This window comes from Streptomyces cylindrosporus (genome assembly GCF_022698165.1).
Classification (GTDB): domain Bacteria; phylum Actinomycetota; class Actinomycetes; order Streptomycetales; family Streptomycetaceae; genus Streptomyces; species Streptomyces cylindrosporus.
In genome coordinates, this window is sequence record NZ_JALDAY010000002.1 from 701,121 (window position 1) to 718,867 (window position 17,747).

At 70.6% G+C, this 17,747-nt stretch carries 11 protein-coding genes; 7 read left to right on the plus strand and 4 right to left on the minus strand.

The features are described from left to right. Positions 1 to 2: 2 nt before the first annotated feature. The 4 genes from MQP27_RS08275 to MQP27_RS08290 all read left to right on the plus strand — a co-directional run bounded on the left by MQP27_RS08275 (position 3) and on the right by MQP27_RS08290 (position 4,283). Positions 3 to 275, plus strand: a complete 273-nt coding sequence (locus MQP27_RS08275; RefSeq protein ID WP_242763027.1) for a hypothetical protein — start codon at positions 3 to 5, stop codon at positions 273 to 275. 34 nt (positions 276 to 309) lie between these two features. Beyond that, positions 310 to 1,068, plus strand: coding sequence for a collagen-like domain-containing protein (locus tag MQP27_RS08280; protein WP_242763029.1), 759 nt, complete (start codon positions 310 to 312; stop codon positions 1,066 to 1,068). A 121-nt stretch (positions 1,069 to 1,189) separates the two neighbouring features. Continuing rightward, a complete protein-coding gene (locus MQP27_RS08285; protein WP_242763031.1) occupies positions 1,190 to 3,064 on the plus strand; it encodes a sialidase family protein in 1,875 nt (624 codons plus the stop codon). A gap of 10 nt (positions 3,065 to 3,074) precedes the next feature. After that, positions 3,075 to 4,283: a DUF5005 domain-containing protein gene (locus MQP27_RS08290; RefSeq protein ID WP_242763033.1), complete on the plus strand. Its 1,209-nt coding sequence runs from the start codon at positions 3,075 to 3,077 to the stop codon at positions 4,281 to 4,283. Here MQP27_RS08290 and MQP27_RS08295 read toward each other — a convergent pair. Further along, entirely contained in the window at positions 4,222 to 5,247 is a 1,026-nt protein-coding gene (locus MQP27_RS08295; protein WP_242763627.1) for a bile acid:sodium symporter family protein, read from the minus strand. The genes MQP27_RS08290 and MQP27_RS08295 overlap by 62 nt on opposite strands. Before the next feature lie 181 nt (positions 5,248 to 5,428). Between MQP27_RS08295 and MQP27_RS08300 the strand changes: the two genes are divergently transcribed. Then, positions 5,429 to 6,301 carry a LysR substrate-binding domain-containing protein gene (locus tag MQP27_RS08300; protein WP_242763042.1) on the plus strand — a complete coding sequence of 291 codons (873 nt, stop codon included), beginning with the start codon at positions 5,429 to 5,431 and terminating at the stop codon, positions 6,299 to 6,301. A 172-nt stretch (positions 6,302 to 6,473) separates the two neighbouring features. Here MQP27_RS08300 and MQP27_RS08305 read toward each other — a convergent pair whose 3' ends face one another. Further along, on the minus strand, positions 6,474 to 7,481 hold the full coding sequence (locus MQP27_RS08305) for an Lrp/AsnC family transcriptional regulator (RefSeq protein WP_242763044.1): 1,008 nt from the start codon (positions 7,479 to 7,481) through the stop codon (positions 6,474 to 6,476). Between the two features lie 118 nt (positions 7,482 to 7,599). Here MQP27_RS08305 and MQP27_RS08310 point away from each other — a divergent pair, with 118 nt between their 5' ends. Together MQP27_RS08310 and MQP27_RS08315 are read left to right on the plus strand one after the other, a co-directional pair. Then, entirely contained in the window at positions 7,600 to 9,099 is a 1,500-nt protein-coding gene (locus tag MQP27_RS08310; protein ID WP_242763046.1) for an MFS transporter, read from the plus strand. 250 nt (positions 9,100 to 9,349) lie between these two features. Continuing rightward, positions 9,350 to 11,176 carry an AMP-dependent synthetase/ligase gene (locus MQP27_RS08315; RefSeq protein ID WP_242763630.1) on the plus strand — a complete coding sequence of 609 codons (1,827 nt, stop codon included), beginning with the start codon at positions 9,350 to 9,352 and terminating at the stop codon, positions 11,174 to 11,176. Positions 11,177 to 11,205: 29 nt separating this feature from the next. On the opposite strand, the gene MQP27_RS08320 is transcribed toward MQP27_RS08315, so the two are convergent. Continuing rightward, positions 11,206 to 13,239: a PQQ-dependent sugar dehydrogenase gene (locus tag MQP27_RS08320; RefSeq protein WP_242763060.1), complete on the minus strand. Its 2,034-nt coding sequence runs from the start codon at positions 13,237 to 13,239 to the stop codon at positions 11,206 to 11,208. Further along, positions 13,239 to 17,735, minus strand: coding sequence for a glycosyl hydrolase family 28 protein (locus MQP27_RS08325; protein WP_242763063.1), 4,497 nt, complete (start codon positions 17,733 to 17,735; stop codon positions 13,239 to 13,241). The genes MQP27_RS08320 and MQP27_RS08325 overlap by 1 nt, the downstream gene beginning before the upstream one ends. Positions 17,736 to 17,747: the final 12 nt, after the last annotated feature.

Consider the following 17,747-nt stretch of genomic DNA (forward strand, 5'->3'; position numbering starts at 1 on the left):
ACTTGGATGCCGGCACCACCCTGCTCGGCTCGTTACTGGCGGCCGCGGGCGTGCTGGGCGCAGCCGCCGTGGCCTATCTCGGCAAGCGCGGGGAGAACGCGCTCAGCGGCTACTCCAGCCTGACCGAGAAGCTCCAGTCGGAGCGCGACCGGCTCGAACGGCAAGTGGCCGAACGGGACTCGCGCATCAGCGAACTGTCCACGCTGCATGCCGCCGACCAGTCGGAGATCGCGCGGCTCAGGCTCGACATCCACCGGCTCGGCGGTGCGCCGTGAACCGGCCCGACATCCAGCGGCCCGGAGGTGCGCCGTGACGTCCCGATTCGAGCGGCTGCTCGCCCCGCGCTGGCGCAGCGTCTTCCTGGTGTGCGTGCTGATCGCCCTGTGCGGGGTCGCCGTGATCCTGTGGGCGCGCATCGACTCCGGCGACCGGCGCGCCGACCAGATGCAGGCCGAGGCCGACCGACGCGGCCAGGCCCTGTCCACGCTCGCACAGGACGTGCGGGCCCTGCGCGAGCAGGTACGGGCGAGCGGCGGGACCCCGGCGGCGCCGGATCCGTCGGAGGCGGTCGACGACCTGCTGGACCGGATCCGGGTGCCCGCCGCACTCCCCGGCGCACGCGGCGCGAAGGGCGACAAGGGCGACCGGGGGGCGGGTGGCGCGGCCGGGGCCGAGGGCGCCCAGGGTCCGCGCGGTGTGCCCGGACCGTCCGGACCCGCCGGGCCGACGGGACCCGCGGGTCCGGAGGGTCCCGAGGGATCGCCCGGACCGTCCGGCGGGCCCGGCCCAGCGGGAGCCGACGGAGCCTCCGGGCCGACGGGCCCCTCGGGCGTGAACGGCACTCCCGGGGTCCAGGGCGTCCAGGGCCCGAAGGGCGACAAGGGGGATCCCGGGCCCAAGGGCGACCCGGGCCCCGCCTGTCCCGGCGGCTACACCCTCCAGACCCCCGCGAGCGACCCCGACGCCCTGGTCTGCCGCAGGGCGGGCGCCGCTCCCACGCCAAGTCCCGGACCCGCGGCCGTACTTCCCGTCCTGCCGGTCCTGCGCCGACGCGATCCGACCGAGTAGCCGCACGCTCCTTGTGAGGCGCCTGAGCCCCCAACTAGCCTCTGTGGCCCGGACATCGGACGTGGGATGTCCAGATGTCCAGACCTCTGAAGGCCAGACCTCTGAAGGGCAGGTTCGCACCATGCCGTCACGTCTTCGCGCACGTCTGAGAGCCACCGTCACCGCACTCGCCGCGGCCGCGGCGCTGGCCGCCCTGCCGAGCCCGGCACAGGCCCAACAGGCCGCGTCCGCCCCCGACTTCGAGCAGCAGGTCCTCTTCAAGGCCGCCCAGGACCCCGGCTACGCCTGCTTCCGCATCCCGGCGATCGTGCGGACCACCGAGGGCACGCTGCTCGCGTTCGCCGAGGGGCGGAGGCTCAACTGCGGGGACGCCGCCGACATCGACATCGTCGTCAAACGGTCGGAGGACGGCGGCCGCACCTGGAGCCCGCTCCGGGTCGTCAACCCCGGCGGCGGCGACACGCACGGCAACCCGGCGCCGGTCGTGGACCGCGAGACGGGCCGCGTCCTGCTGGCGGAGACGTACAACACGGGCCGTACGGACGCGGCCAGTTGCTCGGTGCCCTGCGACCGCACCCCGCACCTGCAGTACAGCGACGACGACGGACTGACCTGGTCGCGGCCGCGCGATCTGAGCCCCGAGATCCTGCCCCCGGACTGGAACTCCTGGTACGCCACCGGTCCCGTGCACGGCATCCAGCTCACCCGTGGCAGGCAGGCCGGCCGGCTGGTCCTCGGCGTCAACACCGAGACCTGGGACGGGAGCCGTGTCAGCGCCAACCACGCCGCGCTGGTCGTCAGCGACGACGGCGGCGACCACTGGCGGATCGGCGCCACCGACTCCTGGCCGATCGCGGCCGACGGCACCTTCCGGCAGAAGCCCTCCGAGGTCACCCTCGCCGAGCGCACCGACGGCTCGATCCTCGTCAGCGGCCGCGAACAGGACGGCACCGACCTCGGCCACCGCACCCAGGCGGTCAGCCGCGACGGCGGCGACAGCTTCACCGCCCCGTTCCGCGACCTCCCGGACCTCTACACCCCGCAGGTCCAGGGCTCGATGCTGCGCCTCGGCGACCGGCTCCTGCTGGCCTGCCCCGGCGACCCCGACCGCCGTCGGACCATGATGATCCGCTCCTCCTACGACGGCGGGCGCACCTGGGACAGCGTGGACCGGGGCACGGTCGTGACGACGGACTGGTCCGGCTACTCCGACATGGCCCGCGTCGGCCCCGACACGGTGGGGCTGGTGTACGAGGGCGGGGCCGTCGACGCACGCGACGAGATCCGTTTCGCCCGCTTCACCGAGGACTGGCTGCGACCGCGCCGCGGCCCCAACCCGACCACCTCCGACCTCGCCCCGCACGCTCGCCCCGCGGCCGTCCTCGGCGGCGCCCGGGAGACGGCGGGCGTCTCCGGCGGCGCGCTGGAGTTCGACGGCGCGGACGACGCCGTAAGGCTGCCCTACAGCGACCGACTGCCGCTCGGGACAAGGGACTTCACGGCGTCGCTGTGGTTCCGGTACACGGCCACGACCGGTGAGCAGCCGCTGCTGTGGATGGGCGGTGTCGGTACCGGTCAGCCGCAGGTGTGGCTGCGCGGGGAGCCCGCGAGCGACCGCGTCCAGGGCCTGATCACCGTGCGCGACGCAGCGGCGGCCCCGCAGTCGGTGTCCGTCCGCACGACGGGCGCCTACAACGACGGCCACTGGCACCACCTGGCCCTGCGGAGAGGCGGTGGCCGACTGACGCTCTTCATCGACGGTACGGCGCTCAGCGCGGCCGACGTGCCGGGCTCGGTCAGCCGCAACTCGCCCTTCGGCGTGCACATCGGGCAGCGCATGGACAGCCGGGCCTTCTTCACCGGCGCGATCGACGACGTACACGTGTGGGACCGGGCGCTGAGCGACGAGGAGTTGGCCGCGCCGGACGCTTCCGCGACGTCGTCGAAGGACACCGTGCTGTGGCTGCCCATGGACCATGTGAGCGGCAGCCACTAACGTCCCGTGGGTGCCCGAGGACCGACGAGCACGACAGCGGACGGGGACCGGGCTTGGCCTGTTGCTGGCCCTGGTTCTCGGGGCCGTGCTGCTCACCGCCCTCCCCCGTGGAGGTGAGCGGGAGAGCGGCGGCTGCACCCCGCGCGGGCTCGGCACGGTGTCGGCCGACGCCGGTCTGACCGACGAGTTCGCCCGGTACGGCGACGACGCGACCCGCACCGACGACTGGACCGGCGGCGACGGCACCCACTCGGTGCGGCTGCCGGACGGCCGGGTGCTGTGGCTGTTCTCGGACACCTATCTGGGCCAGGTGCACCGCCCGCCCAACCCGGTCGGCGAGTCCTACGCCTGGCGGGACACCGCGGCCCCGCTGGTCCGCAACTCGGCCGTGGTGATGGACAGCAAGGGGCGGCTGGAGAGCACCCTGCCGGCCCCGCTCTTCCCCGATCCGGCCCCGGACCAGTGGCGGTGGCCGGTCGCGGCCCGGGTCGAGCCGCGCTCCCCCGGCTCGCCGGAGTCGGTCGTACGGGTGCTGCTGTGGGTGCGGACGGCCGGGCAGTCACCGTGGATCTACGGGGTGCCGACCGCCACGGAGGTCGCCACGCTGTCGCTGCCTGACCTGAGGGTCGAGTCGGTGGTGAAGGTGCTCGACCAGAGCCTGGTGCCGGACCCGTCCCGGCGGCTGCTGTTCGGGACGACGCTGGTCGACAAGGGCGGCTGGACCTACGTCTTCGGCGGCGACGACGGGCAGGCGGTCTCCCGCCCGGCCTCGTCGGCGTACGTGGCGCGCGTGCCGGAGGGCCGGCTCGCGGACCCGTCGGCATGGCGGTACTGGGACGGCTCGGGGTGGGGGGTGAAGCCGCGGGCGCTGCGGGGCGCGAAGGTGGGCAGCGCGTTCTCCGTCGTCCAGGTCCAGGGCACGTACGTGCTGTTCACCATGGCGACGGGTGCGGCGGGGCTGACCACCGTGACCTCGTACTGGTCCTGCTCCCCCACCGGGCCCTGGCACGGGCCGACGAAGAGCTTCAGCCCCTCACTGCCGAGGGCCGGGGTGGCCGCGTACAACCCGCAGGCGCACCCCGAACTGGACGGCGACGGACGGCTGGTGCTGAGCTACGACGTCAACTGGCTGGAGACGACCGGTGCTTCGGCGAGCATCAACGCGAACGTGGGCCTGTACCGACCGCGGTTCGTGACGGTGCGGCTGGAGCGGGCTTGACGGTCTCGGTCTCGGTCTCGGTCTGCGGGTCGCGGGAGCGGCGCTTGGCGATCACCGCACACACCATCAGCTGCATCTGGTGGAAGAGCATCAGCGGCAGCACGGCGAGGGAGGCGTGGGCGCCGAACAGGACGCTCGCCATGGGGAGTCCGGAGGCGAGGGACTTCTTGGAGCCGGCGAACTGGATGGCGATGCGGTCCTCGCGGTCGAAGCGCAGCGCCTTGCCGCCGTACCAGGTCAGCGCGAGCATCACGGCCAGGACGACCGCCTCGACGACCAGCAGGCCGCCGAGCCGGAGCGGGCTCACCTGGTGCCAGATGCCCTGGACCATGCCCTCGCTGAACGCGGTGTACACGACGAGCAGGATCGAACCGCGGTCGACCAGGCCGAGCACCTTCTTGTGCCGGGCGACGAAGCCTCCGATCCAACGGCGCAGCAACTGCCCGGCGACGAACGGCACCAGCAGCTGCAGCACGATCTGGACGAGCGAGTCGGCCGAGAAGCCGCCCGCGCTGCTGCCGAGCAGCGCCGCGGCGAGCAGCGGGGTGACGACGATGCCGACCAGGGAGGAGAAGGAACCGGCGCAGATCGCCGCCGGAACGTTCCCTCGCGCGATCGACGTGAAGGCGATCGACGACTGGATGGTCGAGGGCACCAGGGTGAGGAAGAGCAGGCCCTGGTAGAGCGGGTGGGTGAGGAGGACCGGGACGAGTCCGCGGGCCGCGAGGCCGAGCAGCGGGAAGATCACGAACGTACAGGCGAGGACCGTGCCGTGCAGCCGCCAGTGCTTGAGTCCGTCCAGCGCCTCACGGGTGGAGAGGCGGGCTCCGTACAGGAAGAAGAGGAAGGCGATCGCGGCCGTGGAGGCGCCCGAGGCGACATCGGCCCCGGTCCCGCGTGCCGGGAAGAGGGCCGCGAGGCCCACCGTCCCGAGCAGCAGCAGGATGTACGGGTCGATCGGCATCCAACTCGGCCATCGCAGGCGTTTCACGGTGCTCCACTTGCTCGTTGCTGTCGGCGTTTGCGGTGACGGTCCGAGGCCCGGAGGGCCCCCGTTCATCGTCCTCCTCCGCAAGCCGATCGGGAATCCGTCATACCGCTCTGACTGTCATCACCTTTCGCGATAACCGGCTAGGGTTGTCGGCATGTACGAGCCCTCCCACCTGCGCACCTTCCTCGCGGTGGCGCAGACGCTGAGCTTCACGCAGGCCGCGCGGCGGCTCGGGCTGCGGCAGTCGACGGTGAGCCAGCATGTGCGACGACTGGAGGACGCGACCGGCCGGCAGCTGTTCTCGCGGGACACCCACTCCGTGGAGCTGACGGAGGACGGCGAGGCGATGCTCGGTTTCGCGCGCCGCATCCTGGAGGTGCACGAGCAGGCGACGGCGTTCTTCACGGGCACGCGGCTGCGCGGCCGGCTGCGGTTCGGCGCCTCGGAGGACTTCGTGCTGACCCGGCTGCCGGAGATCCTGGAGGGCTTCCGGCACGACCATCCCGAGGTCGACCTGGAGCTGACGGTCGAGCTGTCCGGCACGCTGCACGAGCAGCTGGAGGCCGGGAGGCTGGACCTGGTGCTGGCCAAACGGCGGCCCGAGGACCCGCGCGGCGAGCTGGTCTGGCACGACGAGCTGGTCTGGATCGGCGCGGAGCGGCTGCGCCTGGACCCGGACCGGCCCGTGCCGCTGATCGTGTTCCCGCCGCCCGGCATCACGCGCGCGCTGGCCCTGGAGTCCCTGGAGCGGCAGGGCCGGGAGTGGCACATCGCGTGCACCAGCGGCAGCCTGAACGGCCTGATCGCGGCGGCCCGGGCAGGCCTCGGCGTCATGGCCCACTCCCGGGGCCTGATCCCGCCGGGCCTGGTCCGCGTCCCCGACCGCTTCGGCCTCCCGGAACTGGGCCGCGTCGACTTCGTCCTGGTCCACGGCCGCCGCCCCACCACCGCCCAGAGCGCGGCGGACGCCCTGGCGTCGGCAATCCTGACGGGCGGCGACCGCCTCCAGCGCCGGCGCGGCGGCTGAGCGCTCCGCCGGCTGTGCCGATCAGCGGCTCCGCCGCGGGGCGGCGATGGGCCGTGGGCGACTGCCGCGCCGTCGCGGCTGGTCGCGCCCGCGCGGCGGTAGCCGCACATGCAACACAGCCTCGCGCCCCTTGGCGGCGCCGCCCGACCGCAGCCGACTTCCCCTGGACCGCTCAGCGGACCGGCGGCGGGTACGTCAGTTGCTTGATGCGGCGCAGGTACGGCACCGACTCGACGTGCTGGATCCCGTCGAGCCGTCCGAGGGGGCCGCTGAGGTACTCGTACAGTCCGGCGGTGTTCTTGAAGACCGCGCTGACCATCAGGTTGGAGACGCCGGAGGTGGCGGTGACGTAGGCGGACTCCGCGTGTCCGGCGATGGCCTCGCCCACCGATTGCAGTCGGGCGGGCGCGGCGGTGATCCACAGGGACGCGGACAGCGGGTAGCCGAGGATCTCGGGGTCGTACTCGACGTCGAGGTAGATCGCCCCGGAGGCGACGAGTGCGGCGAGCCGGCGTTTGACGGCGGACTCGGAGCGGCCGGTCGCACGCTGGAGTTCGGGGTAGGTGACCCGGGCGTCGCGTTCGAGGAGGTCGACGAGCGGCTCGTCCTCGGGGTCGATGCGGACGGGTCCGATGACGGGCGCGGGCGGCTCGGGGCGCAGGGCGGCCTTCTGGTCGTCGGTGAGCGCGCGGAACTTCTGCAGCCAGCCGTCCGGTCCGCCGAAGAAGCGGTGCAGCAGCTGGTGGGCGCGGATCTCGACCACGCTGGGCGTCCGCGGCAGCTTGCCGAGCAGCAGGTCGTCGCGGTCGCCGGGGCTGTGCGGCCGGGTCCCGGCCAGCACCTCCGTGCCGCCGGCGGCGAGCGCGATCCAGTTGGTGTCGGGCCGCTTCGCGAGCGCCTCCGCGATCTTCAGCGCGGTGTCGGGGACGCAGCGCAGCCGCAGGTTCCACTGGTCGTGGCCGAGCAGCTCGGGGTCGCGCACCGCGACCACCCGCAGCCCGCCCTCGGCACTCAGCCTGCGGAAGCGCCGGGCGACGGTCTGGTCGGAGACGCCGAGGACCGCGCCGATCCGGCTGAAGGAGGCCCGGGCGTTCGTCTCCAGGGCGGAAAGGATCTGCAGATCGAGCCGGTCGAAGGTGTCCGACTCCATGACCGGCCCGTGGAATTCCGTCGTCGACATGCCCTCTCCTGTCGGGTTTCCGCGCCCGAGGCCCCGGTTCCACCGTGATCGGCCGCGCGGAGCCCATCGTACGGAGAGAAACGCATCCGACCGAGAAGAAGCACAGGGAGTTGGGGACATGCGTACATGGGGGACGCTCACGGCGGTGTGCCTGGGCACGTTCATGTTGTTGCTGGACGTGACGATCGCGGTGGTCGCGCTGCCGGACATGGCGCGCTCGCTGCACGCCTCGCTGAGCGATCTGCAGTGGGTGATGGACGGGTACGCGCTGGCACTGGCCGCGCTGCTGCTCGGCATAGGAGCCGCGGCCGACATCCTGGGACGGCGGCGGGTGCACCTGGTCGGTGTCGTCGTGTTCGCGACGGCCTCGCTGCTGTGCGGGCTGGCGAGCGGGCCGGGGATGCTGGTCGCGGCGCGCGGTCTGCAGGGGCTGGGCGCGGCGGCGATGTTCGCGACCACGCTGCCGCTGCTGGGCTCCGTCTACCAGGGCAAACAGCGCTCGGTGGCGCTGGGCGTGTGGGGCGCGGTGAGCGGTGCGGCGGCCGCGGTGGGACCGGTGGTCGGCGGGCTGCTGACGGACGGACCCGGCTGGCGGTGGATCTTCTACGTCAATCTGCCGGTGAGCGTGGCCGCGGTGTGGCTGACCCTGAAGGTCGTACCGGAGTCGCACGGCTCGCGCGACCGGCGCGTCGACTGGGCGGGCACGGTGAGCTTCGCGGCCTTCGCGGGAGCACTGACGTACGGCGCCGTACGGGCCGGACAGGACGGCTGGGGCGACGCGGGCACCCTCGCCACCTTCGGGGCGGCCGTGGTGGCGTTGTGCTGCTTCCTCGCCGTCGAACTGCGCTCGGCCGACCCCCTGTTGGATCCCCGGCTGTTCCTGAAGCCGGCGTTCTCGGGGGTGATGGTGGGCGCGCTGGCCTTCAACGCGGCGGCGTTCAGCCTCATGGCGTACGACTCGATCTGGCTGCAGACCATGCTCGGGATGAGCCCGGTGCGCGGCGGGCTGGTGTTCCTGTGGCTGTCGCTGGCGTCGTTCGTGGTGGCGGCGGCCGGCGGGCGGCTGCTGCACGGGGTGCCGGCCAGGATCACCGTCGGCGGCGGGCTGCTGCTGATCGGCACCGGCCAGTTCTGCATGACGGGCCTTGACGCGGGTTCCACGGCGTCGGCGCTGGTGCCGGGGCTGATTCTGGTCGGCGTCGGTACGGGTCTGGTGGCGCCCGGCATCGCGGGGGCCGCGCTGGCCGCCGTACCGGCGGAGCGGTCCGGGATGGCGGGCGGTGCGGTGAACACCTTCCGGCAGCTCGGGTACGCGCTGGGGATCGCCGTGTACGGGACAGTGGTGACCTCGCGGATGGGCGACTCCCTGCCGAACGGCGCGGCCCACGCGCTCGCGGGCGGCGCCGCCGGCGCGCTGCGCGGGACCTTCTCCGAGCACGCGCTGCGCACGGCGTTCGCCTCCGGGCTCTCCTCGGCGGCGGTACTGGCCGGGCTGACCGCGACGGTGGCCGGGGCCCTGGTGGTCGCCCTGGTCAGGAGGCCGAAACCGACCCCGGCCGGAGTGACGAATTCCGCCCCTGCGACGCTGAAGGAAGAGACACCGGTGCGCCACCGATGAGGGCGTTGACCAGCGGTCAAGGGCCGTAGCCAGGTCGTACAGATTCGGTGGAGATTACGGGACCGAAACTTACTCAACCGTCAGTTTTCTGTCCGACCCTTCCTGATGTGAGGGCATTTTCCGGCCTGTGAGCAGGCTGTAAGTGAGGGTTGCTCCGATTCGACCCCTCTCCCGCCGCGTCTCAGGGTGGGGTAGCTTTCACGGCGCTTGCGGAGTCTCGAATACGGCGCTGAGGGAGCGGGGAGTGGGTTTGCGCGAGTTCACCAGCCCTCCGTTGGCGTTGGCACCGCCGGTGGGTGGTCTGGCCGACGTCGTGTTCCAGCGTGCCCAGGAAGACCCGCTGCACATCGCGCTCGGCCGCAAGGACGACAGCGGCCAGTGGCGGGACGTCACTTCGGCCGAGTTCCGGGACGAGGTGCTGGCCCTCGCCAAGGGGCTGCTGGCCCGGGGCATCCGGTTCGGCGACCGGGTCGCGATCATGTCCCGCACCCGCTACGAGTGGACCCTGTTCGACTTCGCGCTGTGGACGATCGGCGCCCAGGTGGTGCCGATCTACCCCACGTCCTCGGCCGAGCAGTGCTTCTGGATGCTGTACGACGCCGAGTGTTCGGCGGCGATCGTGGAGCACGAGGACCACGCGATGACCATCGCGACCGTCATCGACCGGCTGCCGCAGCTGCACCAGCTGTGGCAGCTGGACAACAACGCCGTGCAGGAGCTGTACGACGCCGGCGCTCATCTCGACGACGACCTGGTGCACCGGCACCGGGAGGCGGTCACCCCGGACTCGACCGCGACGATCATCTACACCTCGGGCACGACGGGCCGCCCGAAGGGCTGTGTCATCACGCACGGCAGTTTCATGTTCGAGGCGGACACGGTCGTCGAGAAGTACGAGCCGGTGTTCCACTCGAAGAAGGGCGACGAGGCCGCGACGCTGCTGTTCCTGCCGCTCGCGCACGTCTTCGGGCGGATGGTGGAGGTGGCGGCGATCCGCAACGGGGTCCGCTTCGGCCATCAGCCGCAGCTCAACGCGGCGGCCCTGTTGCCGGACCTCCAGGCGTTCAAGCCGACGTTCATCCTCGCGGTGCCGTACATCTTCGAGAAGGTCTTCAACTCCGCCCGGCGCAAGGCCGAGAAGGAGGGCAAGGCCGGGCCGTTCGAGAAGGCCGTCGAGATCGCCGTGAAGTACGCCGACGCGGTCGAGGCGAAGGCCTGGGGCATCGGGCCGGGCCCGTCGGCGGGTCTGCGCATGCAGCACCAGCTCTTCGACAAGCTCGTCTACTCCAAGGTGCGGGCCGCGATGGGCGGCCGGATCCGCAACGCCATGTCCGGCGGCTCCGCGATGGACCGCCGGCTCGGCTTGTTCTTCGCGGGCGCGGGCGTGCAGATCTACGAGGGGTACGGCCTCACCGAGTCGACGGCGGCCGCGACGGCCAACCCGCCCGAGCGGACCCGCTACGGCACGGTGGGCGTGCCCATTCCGGGCGTCACCGTGCACATCGCGGACGACGGCGAGATCTGGCTGCACGGCCCGAACGTCTTCCAGGGCTATCTCAACAACCAGAAGGCCACCGACGAGACCCTGCACGACGGCTGGCTCGCCACCGGCGACCTGGGCTCGCTGGACGAGGACGGCTATCTCACCATCACCGGCCGCAAGAAGGAGATCCTGGTGACCTCCGGCGGCAAGAGCGTCTCCCCCGGCATCCTGGAGGAGCGTGTGCGCGACCATCCGCTGGTCAACCAGTGCATCGTCGTGGGCAACGACCGCCCGTACATCGCCGCCCTGGTCACCCTCGACCAGGAGGCCGTGGAGCACTGGCTGACGATGCGCGGCAAGCCGCAGATGTCGCCGGCCCAGCTGGTGCGGGACGCGGACCTGGAGACGGAGGTGCGGCGTGCGGTGGTCGCCGCCAACACCCTGGTGTCGCAGGCCGAGTCGATCCGTACGTTCCGGATACTGGCCCAGCCGTTCACCGAGGAACACGGTCTGCTGACCCCGTCGCTGAAGCTGAAGCGCAAGGCCATCGAGAACGCCTACGCCAACGAGGTCGAGGCGCTGTACCGGGCCTGACCGGCACAGCGCCCCAACTGGTAACACTCCTAACTGATGTTGACCCGGAAGATCTTGTCGGAGCCGTCGGGTTCGTTGCCGTTGTTGTCGGCGTTGGTGGTCGACAGCCACAGCTGGTCGGAGCCGGGCACCTTGGTGACCGTGCGCAGCCGGCCATAGGTGCCGACGTAGTACGCGGTCGGTGTGCCGACGCTCTCGTTGTCGCCGTTGATCGGGATCCGCCACAGGCGTTCGCCGCGCAGGGAGGCCATGTAGACGACGTTGCGGACGATGGCGATACCGCTGGGGGAGGCCTCGGAGACGTTCCAGGTGGCCTTGGGGTTGGTCATCCCCGAGGTGCTGCAACTGCCCTCGCAGATCGGCCAGCCGTAGTCGGCACCCGGCTTGATGAGGTTCAGCTCGTCCTTGGAGCTGTTGCCGAACTCCGCCTCCCACAATCGGCCGTTGCGGTCGAACGCGAGGCCCTGCGGGTTGCGGTGGCCGTAACTGTAAACATAGTTGCCGAACGGGTTGCCGGGGGCCGGCTTGCCGTCGGTGGTCATGCGCAGGATCTTTCCGTTCAGGGAGTCCTTGTCCTGCGCGAGGTCGGGCGTCTGGGCCTCGCCGGTGGAGGCGTACAGGTAGCCGTCGGGGCCGAAGGCGAGGCGGCCGCCGTTGTGGTAGCGGTTCTTCTTGATGCCCTGGAGCAGGATCTTGTAGTCGCTGAGCTTCGTGCCGTCGTACGTCATGCGGACCACGCGGTTGCCCTCGGACGCGGTGTGCATGAAGTAGACGTAGTGGTTGCTCGCCCACTTGGGGTCGACGGCGACGCCGAGCAGCCCGCCCTCGCCGTTGGTCGTGACGGCGTTCGGGACCGTGCCGACCTGGGTCCTGGTCCCGTCCTTGGTGACCTTCCAGACGCGGAAGTCGTCCCGCTCGGTGACCAGGGCGGTCTGCCCGTCGGGCATCCAGTAGGTGCCCCAGGGGATCGTCCAGCCGCTGGAGAGCGTGGAGATCGACGAGGGGACGCCGCCGTCGGTCGCGCACGCCTTGGTCGTGAAGTTGACGGTGTTGCTCGGCTCGGAGACGTTGCCCGCCGCGTCGCGGGCGACCACGTTGAGCGCGTACGGGCTGTCGCAGGCGAGGCCGGTGAGAGTGGTCGACGTGCCGCTGGTGACGGACTTGTAGACGGTGGTGCCGCTGCGCACGTCGTAGGCGACGACCGCTCGGTCGTCCGTCGAGGCGCCCCAGCTCAGAGCGGCACTGTTGGCGGTGACGTCGGTGGCGGAGAGCGTGCCGGGCCTGGTCGGCGGGGTGGTGTCGGAGCTGGGCCTGGTGGTGCAGTCGACGACCGGGCTGGCCGGGGAGGTGTTGCCGGCCGCGTCGCGGGCGATCACGGTCAGGTTGTAGGTGGTGTTCGGGGTCAGACCGGTCAGCGCCTTCGACGTCGAACTCCCGGGCGCCTCACCGATCTTGTTGCCGTGCTCGTAGATGTCGTACGCCGTCACGCCCGTGTCGTCCGTCGAGGCACCCCAGCTCAGCGTGAGGCCGTTCTCGCCGATGTCGGAGCAGCTCGGTTGGCCGGGGCGGGTCGGCGCCTGGGTGTCGGTGGGTGCGTCGATACGGATGCGGTCGAGATTGGGGCCGCCGTTGGCTGTCGTGGCGGTCGCCCGGATCTTGTTGGAACCGGCCTTCAGCGTGACGTTCACCGCCTTATCGGCCCAGGTGTTCCAGTCGGTGGTGGCCGGGAAGGACAGGGCGGGCGAGACGACCGTGCCGCCCACGGAGATGTCCATGGGGCGGTCGGTGGCGGTGCCGTTGGCGTAGCGCAGGGTGAGGGCGGCGGGGCCGGCGGAGGCGGCGCTCACCGTGAACTCCACGTAGGAGCCCTTGACGTTGGTGTAGTCGACGAAGCCGGTGCCCGTGTAGCCGGTGTGGTTGGTGGCCACCGTGCCCTGGGTGATGGCCGCGTCCTCCGCCTGGTAGTCGGTGGCCGCCCGGGCCGTGCTCGCGCCGGTGAGTCCGGCGAGCGGGATCGCGAGGGCCAGGGAGAGGCCCCGGGCCAGAGCTCTGTTGCGTTTCATCACTGTCCCCTCAGCGCACTGTTGACGGGGTTCACCCGGATCAGGCGTGTCTCGCCCGGCCGCAGCGTCGCGCTGTACGAGTCGGCGATCTCGCCCTTATGGGAGCCGGACCAGAGGTCGGTGACGTCGCCGGAGCCGGTGAATCCCACCTGCGACCAGTTCACGGAGACCGTGGTGCTGCCGGAGGTGCCGGTGTTGAACAGGGCGACCACATAGGCACCGTTGCTCTCGCGTTTGCTCCAGACCTGCTTGACACCGCTGTTCACGACCCGCTTGGCGGCAACCCCGTCCTGGTCGACGCTGATCAGCCGGTCGTTGGTCAGCATCGCCTTGTCCACCGTGTCGAGGTGGGTGAGGTCGGTGCCGAGCAGCAGCGGGGAGGCCGCCATGGCCCACAGGGTGAAGTGGGAGCGGCGCTGGTCGGCGGTGAGGCCGACCTGGTCGCCGTTGCCGATCTCCAGCGAGTCCAGGTCGTTCCAGCCGCCCGGTCCGGCGTACTGCTGCCAGTTGGCGGCGGAGGTGAAGCGGGCGGAGACGTGGGACCAGTCGGTGAGCGGGTAGCCGCTGCCGTTGTCGCCGGGTCCGCAGTAGCACTCGACGTCGCCCTGGGTGCGCCAGCTGTTCGCGAGCTGCCGCCAGGTGGCGGCATTGGCGATCGGAAGGTTGTTGGACAGTGCGAAGTTGATGGGCCGTCCGGAATTCCGCAGCGCCTTGTCCCAGGCCTGGACATCGGGGATGTCCTGGCTGCCCACCCCGTCGATCTTCAGGTAGTCGACTCCCCAGGAGGCGAACTGCTTCGCCCACGAGTTCACGAACTCCTGCGCGCCGGGCTTCCCGTAGTCGATGTAGTACATGTTCTTGCAGTTGTAGTTCTTCTCGGTCTTCGAGGTGTCCGCGATGTCCTTCGCGTGGTACGAGGTCCCCTCGATGGGCGTGTTCCTGGTGACGGCGCTCTTGGCGATGCCGGGTGTCACGTAGAAGCCGAACTTCAGCCCCTTGGAGTGGACGTAGTCCGCCAACGCCTTGATGCCGGACGGGAACTTGGCGCTGTCGACCGCCCAGCGGCCGAAGGAGTCGACGACGAATCCGTTGGAGTCGCACTTCTGCCAGAAGTCGTCGAGGTTGACGTACACGAACCCGTGGTCCTTCAGCCCGCTAGCCGCGAGTGCGTCGGCCTGCGCCTTGATCTTCGCCTCGGTCGGCCACCGGCGCACGAAGCTCCAGCTGCTCCAGCCCATGGCCGGGCGCAGGGACTGGCCGTTGTCCGACATGGGCGCGTAGGCCGCCGCCGGGGTGGCGTACGAGGTGCCGATCCAGGCCTCGTCGATCCGCAGCCGCTTGTAGCGGGTGGAGTCGGTCGACGCGGCCCAGGTGGTGTCGACCTGGAGGCGGACGTAACGGGCGCCGGCCGCCGTGAGGTCGATCCCCTGGATGCCACGCCGACTTGGCAACTGCCCGGTCTTGACCGGGCTCCCCCAGTTGGTCCCGTCGTCGCTCAGATAGACCTTGTAGTCCTTGATCCGCGCCGACTGCTCGGTGTCGGAGCGGGCGTAGGCGACGGAGTCCTCGCGCTGGTTGAGCCCGATGTACTGGACCTTCTTCGCCGAGCCGAGGTCGAAGGTGAGGCTGACCGGCAGGGTCTTGTTGCTGTCCCAGTAGGTGAGGTAGTCGCCGTCGCCGGCGGCCGTCGCGGGGTGCCCGCTCGCCGAGGCGCTCGCGGTCACCTTGACGCCGGTGAGGATGCCTTGGCGGCCGGCGGTGGTGACCTTGAAGACGGTGTCGTACGGGTCCCAGGCGCCGAGCCCGGTCAGGGTGAGCACCCCGCCCGACTGGGTCCACGAGACCGCCGCTCCCGTACGGAGGTTGGTGACGGAGGCGATGCGGTAGCCGTTGTCGCGGATGCGCAGGGTGCTCGTGCTGGGCGGGGTCAGGACATGGACGTACTGGAGGTTCGGGTCCGCCCTGCTGATCGTGGTGACGCCGTGGGCGCCGTCGTTCCAGAAGCCGGGCTTGAGGCCGCCGCACATGTAGCCGCCGCCCTCGGTGCCGCGCAGGGACTCCCAGATGGGGTCGAGGTAGGAGTCGGCGAAGGTGTTGAAGGCGGCCTGATTGGAAGGAAACCTCCCGTTCACCTGGGCGGTCTCGGCCATCAGGGCCTTCACCGAGGAGCCGGCGTTGGTGATCAGGCGGCCCAGGGCGAGCTTCTTGTCGACGGACGGGTTGGAGCCGTCGTACCACCAGGCGCCGGCGGACGGCAGCTTGAAGTCGGCCTCGGTCAGCCGGGGTTGGGCCGTGTAGACGGCCTGGGGGTAGTCGTAGGCGGGCGTCATGCCCGTCTTCTGCTCGTTGCTGATCATGTCCATGATCGGCGTGTCTTCGTTGTTGTTGCTGAGCGTGTAGTTCGGGCGCTTCTGGTAGATCTGCCGGTAGAGGTCGTGGCTCTCCCAGTAGGCGTTGTCGTTGTCGATCCAGAAGCCGCCGAGGTCGGGATAGCGGTCCATGACCTCGAAGAAGTTGTCGTAACTGAACTGCCCGAAGCCGTCGTTGGTGGTCAGGTCGACGTTCTTGCCCTTGTAGGCGGAGTAGGCGGCCGAGTCGAGCCACTCGTGGCCGCCCTCGTCGTGCCACTGGGGGTCGTTGGTCATGTAGAGGATGACCTTCATGCCCTTGGCCTTGGCGGCGCTGATCAGCTCGCCCAGGAAGTCGCGCCTGGTGGCGCAGGAGCCGGGGATCTTCGAGGGCCAGGGGCGGGCGTAGCCGAGGCGGCTGTGGAAGGTGGCGAGGACGAGGTACTGGGTGTGCAGCTTCTGGGCCTCGTTCACCCAGTAGTCGGGACTCCAGCCGCCGCTGGTGACGTCGTTCTCCCAGGCGGTGCAACTGGTGTGGGCGGGGGCGGTGCGCAGGCCCCAGTGCAGGAAGAGGCCGCCGACGGAGCCGCGGAGGAAGTCCTGGCGGGGGTTGTCCAGGTCGAGCGGCCTGGCCGCCGTACCGCAGTCCTGGGTGCCCGAGACCCGTAGCGCGCCCCCGGAGGTGTTGTGACTGTCCGTCAGGCAGCCGCCGGTGACGTCCTGGAAGCCGACGTCGAACGGTGAGTGGGCGCCCTTCTGCGCGCTGAAGCGGGTGAAGCGGATGCCGCTCGCCGCGTTGGCGATGACCGCCGGGCGGCCGTCGTCCGCCGCGAACTCGACCGAGCTGTCGGTGAACTGGACGTCGTCGGCGTTGTGCAGGTACCAGCCGTAGGCCGGCCGGGTGCCGATCGCCTTGGGGTTGTAGTCGTTGGGGTCGTTGCTCGGCACGGCGGTGGACATGGTGCCGTTGCCGCCGGGGACCGTGATGTCGACGTTGTTGAACGTCACCCCGTGGATGCGGTGGCCGGTCTCGCCCCACAGGGTCGGGCTGAAGGAAGGGGTGTTGCCGGTCGCCGTGACGTTGTCGTACGTGATGTCGCTGATCGATCCGATGCCGGGGCTGTTGCCGCAGCGCTTGCGGGTGCCGATCTTCTGCATGATCGGTGAGTGGACGCCCGTCATCGTGATGTCGCGGTAGTGGACGTCGGAGATCTTCGCGCCGTCCATCGAGACCATGCCGAGGCCGGACTTGTCCGCGCCCTCGATCCGGATCTTCTCGAACTGGTAGTCCGAGAAGTCCCCGCAGGTCTCCGAGCCGAACATCAGGGCGTTGCAGCAGCGGGCCGAGAGGTACGAATCGCTCACGCGGACATGGCCGTTGGGGAGTTTGGCGCCGAGCGCGTAGTCGCTCTTGAAGACGAGCGCGTCGTCGTTGGCCTTGATGTTCGCGTTGGTCACCGTGACGTCGGTGGTGGAGATGATGTTCCAGCCGTCGCGGTCGCTCGCGGTGTCGATGGTCAGGTGGTCGGAGGTGACGTTCTTGCAGCCGTTGATCAGGGCCGCGAAGTGGCCGCCCCGGCGCAGGGTGAGGCCGTCGCCGATGCGCAGTCCGTCGCACCGGGTCAGCGAGATGATCTTGTCGGCCTCGCCGGACTTGGGGTTGCCGGTGATGAGGTTGCCGGCGCCGTCGATGACACCGCCGCCGACGAAGCCGATGTTCGTCAGCCGGTCGCCGTAGATCATCGCGTTGTGGAAGTGGCTGTGCCCGTAGTCCTGGTACTTGTCGTTGGGGTTGGACTCGGGCGCGTCGTAGGTGTCCGCGCTGGAGCCCTGGACCGTGGCGCCCGTGTCGACCTGGAGCGTCACATTGCTCTTCATGTGGATGGTGTTCTTGGACTTGTACTTGCCGGCGGGGAAGCGGACGGTGCCGCCACCCGCCGAATTGGCCGCCGTGATGGCCTTGTTGATCGCCGGGGTGTCGTTGGCGGAGCCGTCGCCCTTGGCGCCGTAGTCGCGTACGTCGTAGACGGCGGCCTGCGGGGCGGTGTGCGGGGCCGCGAGGGCCGCAGGGTGGGCGAGGCCGAGGACGACGGCGAGGACGAACAGGACCGTGGCCGCGGCTCTGCGCCGCGGGGTGGGGGGTTTCATGCTGACGGCTCC